9 protein-coding genes and 1 pseudogene are annotated in these 12,181 nt (G+C 71.6%); 2 read left to right on the top strand and 8 right to left on the bottom strand.

Features of this window, described 5'->3' with window-relative positions:
• A pseudogene (locus tag AB0L34_RS17645) lies at positions 1-2,351 on the bottom strand (hypothetical protein); the annotation flags it as partial.
• A 281-nt stretch (positions 2,352-2,632) separates the two neighbouring features.
• Between AB0L34_RS17645 and AB0L34_RS17640 the strand changes: the two are divergent.
• Entirely contained in the window at positions 2,633-3,556 is a 924-nt protein-coding gene (locus AB0L34_RS17640) for an ROK family protein (RefSeq protein WP_363705482.1), read from the top strand.
• On the top strand, positions 3,553-4,254 hold the full coding sequence (locus AB0L34_RS17635) for a putative N-acetylmannosamine-6-phosphate 2-epimerase (protein ID WP_357458016.1): 702 nt from the start codon (positions 3,553-3,555) through the stop codon (positions 4,252-4,254). The genes AB0L34_RS17640 and AB0L34_RS17635 overlap by 4 nt, the downstream gene beginning before the upstream one ends.
• A gap of 156 nt (positions 4,255-4,410) precedes the next feature.
• On the opposite strand, the gene AB0L34_RS17630 is transcribed toward AB0L34_RS17635, so the two are convergent.
• The 7 genes from AB0L34_RS17630 to AB0L34_RS17600 all read right to left on the bottom strand — a co-directional run bounded on the left by AB0L34_RS17630 (position 4,411) and on the right by AB0L34_RS17600 (position 12,176).
• Positions 4,411-5,820, bottom strand: a complete 1,410-nt coding sequence (locus AB0L34_RS17630; protein ID WP_363705481.1) for an ABC transporter substrate-binding protein — start codon at positions 5,818-5,820, stop codon at positions 4,411-4,413.
• A gap of 22 nt (positions 5,821-5,842) precedes the next feature.
• On the bottom strand, positions 5,843-6,673 hold the full coding sequence (locus AB0L34_RS17625) for a carbohydrate ABC transporter permease (RefSeq protein WP_363705480.1): 831 nt from the start codon (positions 6,671-6,673) through the stop codon (positions 5,843-5,845).
• Positions 6,670-7,512 (bottom strand): sugar ABC transporter permease, encoded by an 843-nt coding sequence (locus AB0L34_RS17620; RefSeq protein ID WP_357458008.1) that lies wholly within the window; start codon positions 7,510-7,512, stop codon positions 6,670-6,672. Before AB0L34_RS17620 ends, AB0L34_RS17625 begins: the two co-directional genes overlap by 4 nt.
• Before the next feature lie 332 nt (positions 7,513-7,844).
• Positions 7,845-8,801 (bottom strand): DUF1152 domain-containing protein, encoded by a 957-nt coding sequence (locus AB0L34_RS17615; RefSeq protein ID WP_363705479.1) that lies wholly within the window; start codon positions 8,799-8,801, stop codon positions 7,845-7,847.
• A gap of 9 nt (positions 8,802-8,810) precedes the next feature.
• On the bottom strand, positions 8,811-10,076 hold the full coding sequence (locus AB0L34_RS17610) for an MFS transporter (protein WP_363705478.1): 1,266 nt from the start codon (positions 10,074-10,076) through the stop codon (positions 8,811-8,813).
• 130 nt (positions 10,077-10,206) lie between these two features.
• Positions 10,207-10,980, bottom strand: coding sequence for an aminoglycoside adenylyltransferase domain-containing protein (locus tag AB0L34_RS17605; RefSeq protein ID WP_363705477.1), 774 nt, complete (start codon positions 10,978-10,980; stop codon positions 10,207-10,209).
• A 368-nt stretch (positions 10,981-11,348) separates the two neighbouring features.
• The gene (locus tag AB0L34_RS17600) at positions 11,349-12,176 is read right to left on the bottom strand and encodes a DUF72 domain-containing protein (protein ID WP_363705483.1); all 828 of its coding nucleotides are present in this window, start codon (positions 12,174-12,176) and stop codon (positions 11,349-11,351) included.
• Positions 12,177-12,181 lie beyond the last annotated feature (5 nt).

The raw sequence follows: 12,181 nt of genomic DNA, 5'->3' as shown, positions 1-12,181 counted from the left end.
CCCTCGATGACGTTGCCCGCCAGAACCGACGGCCCCCGTCCGTCGACCACGGTCACCGGCCCCGCCACCGACGAGTCGACCAGCCTGAAGTCACCGGTGGTGCCGGTAACGGAGAGCGGCCCGACCACCGAGCTGTCCCGTACGGTCACGCCGGCCGCCCGCTGGGCCACGACCGGTCCCTCGACGGTGCTGTCCCGGACCACCAGCGTCGCCCCGTTGCCCACCGAAACCTGCCCGGACACCGTGGCATCCCGCAGGCAGGTGGTCCCCGTCGCGACGTCGAGCGGCCCCGCGTAACTGCCACTGACGACGCGGCTGCACACCGCGGGGAGCGCGAAGTTCCACCGGTACAGGCGGGACACCCGGCCGTAGTAGAGGTTGCCGTCGCCGCCCTTGGTGAGGAAGGCCACCCGGCCGGCGGCCAGCTCGACGGCGTTCCACGTCGCCGGGTCGATCCGCCAGAGGCTGTCGGACACCGACGCGTAGAAGAAGCCGTCGTCGGCGAGGACGAGACCCCGCTCGTGGCCGTACATCGTCGTCTCGTTCGGGAAGAGCCGTTCCGACCTGGTGACCGTGCGGGTCGTCGGGTCGAAGGTGAACAACGTGCCGTCGGACAGGCCCCAGATGGTGCCGTCCGGGTCGACGACCAGCGCGTTCACGGCCGAGCCGCCGGGCGCGGGGACCACGCGCCCGACCACCTGCCGGGTCTGCGGATCGAACACGAACAGTTCGGCCTCGGTGGCGGTCGGCTCGATGCCGTACCCGCCGTTGACGGAGGTGCCGCCGTAGAGCAGTCCGTCGTGCTCGACCAGGCTGACCACGCTCTGCTGCGGCACGACGTCCCGGTAGGTCTGCACGGCACCGGTCGACGGCGTCCAGAAGCTCAGTGCGCCGCCGAGGCGACCCGCGCGGGGGATGCTGCCGACGGCGACCGTCTCACCCAGGTCGACGAAGGCCTGCGCCCGCTGCTGCTCGTCGCCGAGGACTGCCCTGGGAGCCGGGTTGGACCCGTACGCCCATGGCCTGGTGGTGTCGTAGGAGAGCAGGTTGCCGTCCGGGTAGCGACCGTAGAGCAGGTGGTCGCCGCGGATTCCGAAACCCTCCACCTGCCCGGCGCCGGACAGCAGGGTCATGGAGTCGTCGGCCGGGTCGAAGCGCGCCATCCCGGGCGGGGACAGGAATCCACCGATGTAGACCGATCCGTCCGGCCCGGCCCCCATCGCCTGGATCGGGTTGGGGGCGCCCTCCAGGTCCTGCTCGCCGATGTACCGGGTCAGCCGGGTCTGCGGGTTCCAGAGGTAGACGCGGCCGTAGTAGTACGTCATCGACAGGGTCGGTCCGGGCCACGCCGGGTCGGCCAGGTCGACCCATTCCCAACTGCCCGGCAGCGCGTTCGGCTTCCATCCGACCGGCGCGTAGGTGTGGGTCTGGAGGTCGTACCGGACGATGCCGTCGGCCACCATGCGGAAGTAGACGTACCGGCCCGTGGGATCGGTCTCGGAGACCATCCGGCCGGAGATCGCGGGGACGATCTTCACGACGACCCCGTCGCTGAGGCGGTAGACGAGCAGGTCACTGGAATGGTCGAGCCGGATGAACAGGTGTCCCCCGGCGAGGGTGAGGTCGTAGACGGCCTCCTCGTCCGCGTACTGCGCGGGCAGCGCGATCGGCCGTACCTCGCCGGTGGCGCGGTCGAAGCGGGCCAGCTTCGCGTTCGGCTTGGTGCCGAAGTAGACGTACCGGTCGTCGATCGCGAGCGCCTGGCCGTAGGTCTCCCCGGGGACGATCTGACCGTGATCGGTGAACCGCTTCGTGGCGGGGTCGTAGGAGAAGAGCTTTCCGCTGGGGTACGTCCCGCCGTAGACGACACCGTCCGGCGCGGCGGCCATCCGCCAGATCTGCTCGTCCGGGTACGGCACGCCCAGGGACGTGACCGAGGTGTCCCCGGGGGACCAGGTGTAGACGGCGCCGTTGGTCATCCCGAAGTAGACGGCGCCCTGCGGCCTGGCGAAGGTGACCGCCCAGCTACCGGTACCGGAGGGCAGTCGCTGGCCGAAGACCACCTTCCCCGACCGGATGTCCGTGACCTGGAACATCGCCGTGACCTCGCTGTTGCCGGCGGTCACCCAGTAGGCCTGTGGGCGCCCCTGCTGGTCGACGCCCTGCGCCTGGTACTGCGAGAGCACCCGCGAATTGATGGCGTGGCCCAGGTCCTGTTCCGCACCGACGATCGGGGCGGGAGCCGGCGGCGGGGCGGCGTTCACCGCGCCGCCGGCGGTGACGACGAGGAAGCCGGCGAGCAGCCCGCCGGCGGTGAGCAGGGCGGCGGACCGAAGTCCTGTCCGTATCATCGGTCTCCTTCACTGATCGATGGAGCGTGGCTCGAAACGTTGCGGCCGGGGCCGAAACTTGCCCGGAGTCGCCCCGGACCGAGCGCCCCGACCAGCGGGGGCGGCGACGCGACGCCCTGCCGGACGCGGACGGATCGCAGCGGTCGGGCGGCGGGCACCCGATCCCGGTACACGCTTCTGATCCGCCGTAGCGTAGCTTGCGGTCTGGGCCGAAACTAGGGCTTGCGAGAGCTCAACCAGGATCGACACGACAATCACCGGTCACCCCGAGAAACGGAACCATGATCGACAGCTTCGCCACGGGGAACGCGGACGTCGCGTATCTCGGCATCGACATCGGGGGCACGAAGACGATCGCCCTACTACTCACCCCCGACGGGCGGGTGGCCGCCCGGGTCCAGGCCCCCACACCCGCCCGGCACGGGCCGGCGACGGTGCTCGACACGGCCGCCGAACTGGCCGGGCGGCTCCTGGGCGGCGGCCGCGTCGCGGGTGTCGGGGTGGGTGCCGCAGGCACACTGGATCCGGCCACCGGCACCGTCCGGTACGCCACGGACAGCCTGCCCGGCTGGGCCGGCACCAGGATCGCCGACGAGTTGAGCGCCCGGCTGGGCCGCCGGGTGCACGTCGACAACGACGTGAACGCCGCCGCGCTCGCGGAGGCCTGGACGGGCGCGGGGAGCGGCCGGGAGCACCTGCTCCTGCTCGCCGTCGGGACCGGCCTCGGCGGGGCTCTGATCCGGCGCGGCAGCCTCGAACGCGGCGCCCAGGGGGCGGGCGGCGAGGTCGCCCACCTGCCGGTACCCGGCGCGGAGCAGCTGCGCTGCGGCTGCGGGCGCCGGGGGCACCTGGAGGCCGTGGCGTCCGGCAGTGGGATCGCCGCCGCCTACGCCCTGGCCGCCGGTGAGCAGGTGAGCGGGCGGGAGGTCGCCGCCCGGGCCGCAGCCGGCGAAGCCGCCGCCCAGCGGGTGCTGGATCACGCCGGCGAGACGCTGGGCGCGGCCCTGGCCGGACTCGTCGCGTTGCTCGACCCGGAGGCGGTCGTCCTGGCCGGCGGCGCGGCGCCGGCGGTGCTGTCCGCGGCGACCCGCGCCTACCAGGCGGAACTGCTACCGGCCTGGTCCCACGTACCGCTGCTGCCGTCGGCGCTCGGTGACAACGCCGTGGCGATCGGGGCAGCCCGAATGGCGATGGAGGACAGGTGACGGTCTTCGACGTCATGCGGGGTGGTCTGGTGGTGTCCTGCCAGCCGCTGCCCGACGAGCCTGACGACCCGATGCGGGACGCCTACGTGCAGGCCCGGGTGGCCGCATCGGCCGCGGCGGGCGGGGCGGTGGCGATCCGCGCCAACGGGCCGGACGACATCGCGGCGATCCGCGCCGCCGTCGACGTGCCCGTGATCGGCCTGGTCAAACACGGCACCACCGGAGTGATGATCACCCCGACCCCGGCACACGCGGTGCGGGCCGCCACGGCCGGGGCGCACGTCGTGGCCGTCGACGCCACCGACCGGCCCCGTCCGGACGCGGGCAGCTTCGCCGACACGGTACGCGCGGTGCACTCGCGCACCGCCGCCCTGGTGCTGGCCGACATCTCCACCCTGGCCGAGGGCCTGGCCGCGGTCGACGCCGGTGCCGACGCGGTGGCCACGACCCTCTCCGGCTACACGCCGACCAGCCCGCCGACGGAGGGCCCCGACCTACGACTCGTCGCCCAGCTCGCCGAGCGGCTGGAGATACCGGTGATCGCGGAGGGTCGCTACCGCACGGCGCAGCAGGTCCGGCAGGCCTTTGAGGCCGGGGCCCACGCCGTCGTCATGGGCAACGCCGTCACCTCACCACTGTGGATCACGCGGCGTCTGGTCGAGGAGACTCCCCGTGCGTCCGAGCGCCGTGGGCGGTGACGCAGCCGGGTGCCGGCACCCGGGGTGAGCGGGGGCGGTGCCGGACGCGGCGAGGCACCAGCGTCCCCGCCGCGCGGGCGACCGGCACGGAGAAGGGCCAGCTCCGAGGGAGCCGGCCCTTCTCCGTGACCGGACGGCCCGGTGGTGACGCGATGATCAGCTGACCGACTTGTTGTAACTGTCGATGGCGCCCTGCACGCTCGTCGCGGCGTCCTTCATGGCCTGGTCGGCCGGCTTGCTACCGACGATCGCCGCCTCCAGGCCGTCCTCGGACGCCTTGCGGGCCTGCGGCATCACGCCCAGCAGGCACCCGGCCGACGCGACCGACGGCGGCAGCGCGTGCAGCTGGTCGACCGCGGTGCGGAACTGGGGGAACTTCGCCATCCAGTCCTTGTCGATCTGCTCGTCGAGCGCCTTGGCGTTGATCGGCACGTACCCGGTGCTGGTGTGCCACTTGGCCTGCTGGACCGGGGTGGAGGCGAACTTCACGAACTCCCACGCGGCGCGCTTCTCCTTCGCGCCGTGACCGACGCCGTTGATCCACAGGGAGGCGCCACCGATGATCGGTCCGCCCGTGGACGAGCTGCTCACCTTCGGGTACGGGGCCGTCAGGACGGTGAACTTGCCCTTCGCGGCGTCGACGTAGCCGCGCAACACGCTGGTGGACTCCAGGTGCATGGCGACCGTGCCCGCCTTGAACGCCGCCTGGGCGTCGTCGGTCTTGCGGCCGGTGTTCGTCGCGTAGCCGCCCTTCACCAGGTCCGTCCACCACTGCGCGACACGCACGGCCGTCTCCTGGTCGAACTGCACCTTCGAGGCCAGGCCCGTACGCCCGTTGCCGTTGTCGCAGTACTCCTTGCCGTCGGTGGCGAGCAGCTGCTCCAGCAGCCACCCGTAGATGGCGGCGCCGAAGCCGTACTGGACCGTCTTGCCGCTGGCGTCCTTGACCGTCAGCTTCTTCGCCAGGTCGCCGATCTCGGTGAGGTTGCTCGGTGGCTTCGTCGGGTCGAGACCGACCCGCTCGAACGCCTCCTTGTTGAGGTAGAGCAAGGGCGTCGAGGAGTTGAACGGCATCGACCACATCTTGCCGTCGACGGAGTAGTAGCTGGCGATGTTCGGCTCGATGTCGGCCGCGTTGAAGCCGTCCTTCTCGATGAACTTGTGCATCGGCACGACCTGCTTGGAGTCGACCATGAAGCGGCTGCCGATGTCGTAGATCTGCACCAGGGCCGGCGTGCTCTTCTGCTGGACCGAGGCCTTGTACTTCGCGATCGTCTCGTCGTAGCTGCCCTGGAAGACCGCTTTGACCTCGACCTTGCCCCCACTCTGCGCGTTGAAGTCGGCGACGAGCTGGTCGACGGCGGTGGCGTTGGCCCCCTTCATGGCATGCCAGAACTCGATCGTGGTCTTGTCCGTGGCCTTCTCCAACACCTCGGCGCCGGGGGCGTCGAGCGCGTCACTGCCGCTGTCGGTGCCGGATCCGGAGTCGCCGCAGGCCGTGAGCGCGGCGGCGGCCACGAGGGTGACGAGCGCCGCCGTGGTCCGGCGGAGCCGAGGTCTTCTCATCGGTTCTCTCCTTCTCGAAGGTTCAACGCAGCGCGCCGGCGGTCAGCCCGCGGACGATGTGGCGCTGACCGAGAATCACGACGGCCAGCGTGGGGAGCAGGGAGAGCGCGACGCCGGCGAGGACGAGACCCGGCTGAGCCGCCTCGGCATCGTTGAGCTGGGAGATGCCGATCTGAAGCGTCTGGAATTCGGTGTCGCGGATCAGGATCAGCGGCCAGAAGTACTGGTTCCACGCGGAGAGGAAGACGTAGACCCCGACCGCCGCGATCGAGGGCTTGGACAGGGGCACGATGACCCGCCACAACAGGCGCCAGTGGCCGCACCCGTCGATCACCGCGGCGTCCCGCAACTCGGTCGGGAACTGCAGGAACGCCTGACGCAGCAGGAACGTGCCGAACGCCGAGGCGAGGAAGGGCAGCACCAGGCCGAGGTACGTCAGCCCACCCCGCGTCAGGCCCCAGCCGGAGATGGCCAGGTAGTTGGGAATGATGATCGCCTCCCACGGCACCATGAGGGTGGCGAGGAACAGGCCGAAGGTCGCCGCCTTCGCGGGCAGGCGAAGAAACGCGAAGGCGTACGCGGCGAAGATGCTGGTGACGACCTGTGCCACCGTGATGATCCCGGCCTGGACGGCGGAGTTCACGTAGAAGCGGCCGAGCGGCACCGAGCGGAACACGTCCCTGATGTTCTGCCAGTGCAGTTCCTGCGGCACCAGCGCGGGCGGGTAGGTCGCCAGGTCGCCGGGGCCCATGACGGCGCCGACGAAGCCGTAGTAGACCGGGAACAGAACGGGGATCGCGGCCAGGCCGAGCACGACGTAGACGGCGGCCTGCCCGAGGCTGAGCTTCTTCATCGGTAGTGGACCCGCCGTTCGAGGATGCCGAATTGGACGGCCGTGCAGCCGAGCATGATGACCAGCAGCACGACGGCCTGCGCACTGGCCGCGCCGAAGTCGGAGGAACCGAAGGCGAACGCCTTCTCGTAGATCGAGTAGACCAGCGTCGTCGTGGCCTGGTCCGGTCCGCCCTTGGTCAGGATGTGGATCTGCCCGAAGCTCTGCAACGCGTGGATCGTGGACACCACGACCAGGAAGAACAGTTGTGGGGAGAGCAGCGGCACGGTTATCCGCGACGCCAGCCGCCAGCCGGTCGCGCCGTCCAGCCGCGCCGCCTCGACCACCTCGGGCGAGATGGCCGACACTCCGGCGGAGAGCACGAGGACGTTGTAGCCGAAGTTCATCCACACCGTGGCGACGCAGACGGCGGGCAGTGCGATCGACGGGTCGGTGAGCCAGTTGACCCGGTCGATCCCGAGGTATCCGAGCAGGCCGTTCGCCACTCCGATCGCCGGGTTGTAGATGACGGCGAAGACAACCGACGCGGTCGCCACCGAGAACGCGAACGGCAGCGCGAACGCGGTGCGCAGCACCCGTACCCCGCGTATGCGCGCCTCGAGCAGCAGCACCACGAAGAGCGCGCCCAGGACGGCCGGCACCACGGAGAACAGCGTGAACAGCGCCGTCGTGGCCAGCACCTTGCCGAACTCCCCGGACAGCATCTCCCGGTAGTGCTCCCCGCCGACGTACTCGGACGGGGCGCCGAAGATGTCGTTCCCGTGCACGGACAGATAGAGGGTTCGTCCGAGCGGCCAGAACACGAACAGGGCGAAGATCGCCACTGAAGGCAGCAGCATCAGCCACGCGAGACCGGGTTCGCCGAAGCGCGCGAGTCGCACCCGTCGGGAGGTGGAACGCGTGGATTCGACGGTCAGGGAGCGGTCGCCCGGTGGCGTGCTGACGGTGCGAGGGGGAGACACCGCAGCACAGTACCAATATCATCGAAAGATGGAAATCATTCGCTCGACGCCGTCGCCGCCGGTGTCGGGCGAACCAAGCCGGGCGCAGAGGCATGATCGGCGATCCGCGGCATTTCCTGTGGCCCGACCGACGACGCGCGCCACGCGCCGCCGCCTTTCTGCATCGGTCGGCAGTGCTCGCGACGGCCGCCGCATGGCCCACGTCGGGGTCAGTGCGGGAAGACCCGGGGCGTGCGCCGCTCGATCTCGTCGCGGAACTCCTCGATCCGAGCCGCCACCTGCCGCATGCCCACGGTGTGCTCCAGGCGGTCCAGGTAGAGCGAACGGCGGGCCAGACCGTCGAGGTCGAAGCTGAAATAGATCGCCATCAGCGGGTTGACGAACAGTGTGCTGCCCCGGGTGCGGCGGGTCACGTGCACGTCCCCGTCGACGCCACGGGTGGCGGCGGCGATCTGCCCGTGCACGATGCTGGGCCGCAGCGGCGTGGCCGCCTGCCCGTACGCCACCGCGTCCCGGTACAGCTCCGCCTCCCGGCTGGCGCCTGGGATGGACAGTGCGCCCAGGTACGCGCCGTCGCGGTCGAGGGCGGCGATGTTCTCCAGCACCTGGGTGTGGTTCACCCCGTGATAGGCGTCGATGCCGAACCCGAGGCAGACCACCAGCTTCACCGGCACGTCGAGCCCGGCGACTGCAGCGAGACTGGTCATGTCCTCGACGGGGGTGCCGAGGCCGGCTTCGTCGCCGCGCATCAGGATGTCGGTGCCGCCGTCGACCAGCACCACCGCGTCCACGCCGAGCGTGTCGACGACGTGCCGGTAGGCGGCGCGCAGCGGCTGCACGCCCACCCTCGGGAAGGCGTACACGGTGCACGGCTGGTCGCTGGCGGCGAGCCAGTGGGCCAGGGCGCGCTCCGGGAAGTAGTCGTCCGGGCCGGCGGTGTCCGGGGTGACGGCGGCGGCGTTCTCCGCCTGCCAGGCGCCCAGGTCGAGCAGTTCGAGCTGGGTGAAGGAGAGGTTGGCCAGGTGCACGGTCCGGCCGGTGTCGCGTAACGCGACGGCCAGCGGGATCGCGGCGTACACGTCGAAGCCGCCACCCGCGCCGGCGATCAGCACGGTGCGGGCGGGCTCCAGCGCGGCGAACAGCGGCGGTACGGACAGCGACGGCATCGGGCCTCCTCAGGCGATCGTGGCGGGAGTCTCCGGGGCCGCCGGGGCGGGATCGGCGTACGCGGCGGCGACCGTGGCCCGGTCGAAGACCCGCCAGGTCACCGCGATGACCGCCAGGGCCACCACGAGCCCCACCCAGTACGGCGCGGTCAGCCCGAACCGGGCGGCGACCACCCCGCCGAGCAGCGCACCGAGGCAGTTGCCGCCGGCGGCGATGAACAGCGTCGTACTGCCCACCCGGCCCTGCAGGGCGGACGGGGTCAACCGCTGACGCAGCGAGTTGGCCACCATGTTCCACAACGCGCCGTGCACCCCGAACGCGAACAGCGCCACCCCGACGACCACCGCGCTGCGGGACGCGGCCAGCGCCAGGTGCAGCCCCGCCTCGATCAGCAGGCCGATCCGGATGGTCCACGTCGCGGTGACCGCGGCGACGAGCCGGTCCCCGACGACCGACCCGAGCAGCCCACCGACCGCGAGGCAGGTGAAGAGGGCGCCGTACCCGACCGAACCGAGGCCCAGCCGTTGCGTGGCGAGCAGCACCAGCACCGCGAGGGCCGCGGTGAGGGTGAGGTTGAGCAGCCCGATCAGCAGGGTCATGGTGCGCAGCAGCCGGTGGGAGAGCAACCAGCGGAACCCCTCGGCGACCTCCGCGCGCACCGAGCGGCGTCCGCCCGTCTTCGACGTTCCGCGGTACGACCCGGCCATCAGGCCCACGAGGAGTGCGCTGAGGGCGTACGTGCCGGCGTTGACGCCGAACGGGATGGCGGCCGCCACCACGAAGAGGAACCCGCCGAGCGGCCCGGCGACCATGTTGTGCATGACTGTCGTGCCCGCGCCCAGCCAGCCGTTGGCCCGTTCCAGCCGCGACCGCGGCACCACCGCCGGCAACACCGCCTGGGCGGCCGTGCGGAACACCACCTCACCGGCGTTCACCACGAACAGCACCGCGTACAGCAGCGCCACCCCGGCCCGGTCGGTGACGATCGCGGCGGCCAGCGCCGCCAGGGCGGCGACCCGTACCCAGTCGACGGCGATCATCAGCCGGCGCCGGTCGACCCGGTCCGCGAGGACCCCGCCGGGCAGCGAGAACAGCAACCACGGCAGCCACGCCACCGCGGCGCCGGCCGACACGGTCAACGGGTCGTCGGTCTGCGACGCCACGTACAGCGGAGCCGCCACCGTCGCCATTCCGCTGCCCAGCGCCGACGTGGTGCTGGCCGCCAGGAGCCGGGCGAAGCGCCCGCCGAGTCGTTCGCTTCCGGTCGCCGTCACGGCGAGCGAACCTACCAGCGGCTGCGGTTCTCGCCGACCGGATTAGCGGACCGGATCCCGCGCGGCCGGCCGTCGGGCATCGGGCGGCTGGCCGCCGCGCAGGCGTTCGCGGCGCACGCGGGCACCCCGGTCATCCGAAGCGGCGCCACGCATCGTCGGCCACCGCGTCGACGCTGCGGCCCGCCGAGGCCAGGTCCGCTGCGGTGAACTGTTCCGGCTCACCCGCACGCCGGCGAACCGCTCGTCGCGCGAGATCGGCGTACGCGGGGAACAGTTCCGCGAGGTACTCGGCGGCGGCCGTCTTCGAGATGACGTCCTGGTGGGCCAGCGTGTAGTGCAGCCGCGCGGGGCCGAGTACGAACCAGCCGACGGTGTCGGCGTCCACGACCTGGTCGGGTGGCACGTCGGCCAACGCGGCCGGGATCGTCGCCGCCGTCGCCTTCCAGTACTCCCGCAGGTTGTCGAGGTTGTACCGGCGCAGTTGCTCCTGGTCGACCCGTACCCGCAGGTCCGCGACGGCCGGTCCACGCACCGGGATGCCGTACCGCCGCAACGTCAACCACAGCACCGGAGTGAGCTCGCCGCACGGCCGGTCGGGCGTGAAGTGGCCGTCCACCACGAACGGCACGGTCCGGTTGTCGATCGGCCAGACCTGCGCCAAGGCCGGCTCGAGATAGACGCCGTCCAGGCGTGGCGATCCCGGCATCTCGCTGTGGATCCTCGCGAGCTGGGTCAGGTCGTCACCGGTGGCCGGCCGCGACGTCAGGATCACCGTGTCCACGTCACTGGCGCGCGGCTGCCAGGCGCCGAGCGCGGCGGAGCCGACGACGTAGAGGCCCCGCACATAGCCCGGCAGGTCATGATCGACCTTCGCCAGGTAGGCCCGCGTCAGATCCTGGATCATGCCGGCGACCGTAGCAGTGCCGCAGGAACTCGATCGCCTCCGCGTACGTCCGCTTCGGCCGGAGCCGGGGATACGACAGTACGCTGGGCCGGGCAATGCCGGTTCAATACCGTCCGTCGTAGTGGGCGGCGGTTACCTGGCGCCGGGCACGAGATGCGGCTGTCTGGTGCGGCAGGTCAACGGCGGGGGCGACATCGCGCCGGCCGATGCGCCCAACCCACGACCGGGTGTTCACCCGCCTGGACCACATGTAGTCGGGTGCCCTCCGCGCCACTCGGCGCCGTCGGATCATCGCCGAGCCCGGCGCGGGCGACCGGGCACGCGCCGTTGTCGCGGCCCCGCTGTCGCCGACCAGCGCCCACCTCGGCTCAGAACAGCGTCGACGGTCCGACCGGCGTCGGCTCGGGCAGCGGTTCGACCCCGGGTAGGCGCGCCCGGACCTCGTCGTGGAACCTGCGGGCGAGATCGGGCGCGTCGGCGTTGTCCGGGGTGTGCACGAACATGGTCGGGGAGCGGCCCTCGCGCAGCCAGCCGGTCACGACGTCGAGCCACGGTTGCCAGCCCTCGACCGTCCGGGCGGGGTCGTCCCGACCGAGGTACCGGACGACCGGCCGGTCGGTCAGCGCGCGGGTGCGTAGCGGCGTACGTGGCTTCCTGGTCCACGCCTCCCGTTCCGCGTCGCTGGTCGGCGGGGTGCGGAAGAACGCGGTGGTGTCGAAGGGGATCCACTCCGCGCCGACCGTGACGAGCGTGTCCTCCAGGGTCCGCGCCGCCCGCGGGTCGTCGAAGAACGCGGGGTGGCGGACCTCCACGGCGTACCGGTGGGTGGTGGGCAGACCCCGCAGGAAGCGGGCGAGCGCCGGCACGTCGGCGGGGCCGAACGAGCCGGGCAACTGGATCCACAGGGCGTGGGCCCGTGGGCCGAGGGGTTCGATCGCGTCCAGGAAGCCCCGGAGTTCCTCGTCGGCGCCGGTGAGCCGGCGTTCGTGCGTGACCGCCTTGGGCAGCTTGAGCACGAACCGGAAGTCGGGGTCGGTCTGCCGCGCCCAGGACTCCACCGTCTCCCGTGCCGGGGTCGCGTAGAAGGTGGTGTTCCCCTCGACCGCGGTGCACCAGCCGGCGTACGCGCGCAGCCGCTCGTGGGCCGGCAGCGGATGCGCCAGGAAGCGTCCCTGCCAGGACTTGTGCGTCCACATCGCGC

The sequence above is a fragment of the Micromonospora sp. NPDC052213 genome (assembly GCF_040679695.1).
Classification (GTDB): domain Bacteria; phylum Actinomycetota; class Actinomycetes; order Mycobacteriales; family Micromonosporaceae; genus Micromonospora.
The sequence above is the reverse complement of the archived record's forward strand: the minus strand, read 5'-3'. Positions and strand labels throughout refer to the sequence as shown.

Coding starts and splice junctions, on each gene's coding strand:
- AB0L34_RS17605 (WP_363705477.1), bottom strand. CDS start 10,980: ATGATCCAGGATCTGACGCGGGCCTACCTGGCGAAGGTCGATCATGAC.
- AB0L34_RS17615 (WP_363705479.1), bottom strand. CDS start 8,801: ATGCCGTCGCTGTCCGTACCGCCGCTGTTCGCCGCGCTGGAGCCCGCC.
- AB0L34_RS17625 (WP_363705480.1), bottom strand. CDS start 6,673: ATGAAGAAGCTCAGCCTCGGGCAGGCCGCCGTCTACGTCGTGCTCGGC.
- AB0L34_RS17620 (WP_357458008.1), bottom strand. CDS start 7,512: ATGCTGCTGCCTTCAGTGGCGATCTTCGCCCTGTTCGTGTTCTGGCCG.
- AB0L34_RS17600 (WP_363705483.1), bottom strand. CDS start 12,176: ATGTGGACGCACAAGTCCTGGCAGGGACGCTTCCTGGCGCATCCGCTG.
- AB0L34_RS17640 (WP_363705482.1), top strand. CDS start 2,633: ATGATCGACAGCTTCGCCACGGGGAACGCGGACGTCGCGTATCTCGGC.
- AB0L34_RS17630 (WP_363705481.1), bottom strand. CDS start 5,820: ATGAGAAGACCTCGGCTCCGCCGGACCACGGCGGCGCTCGTCACCCTC.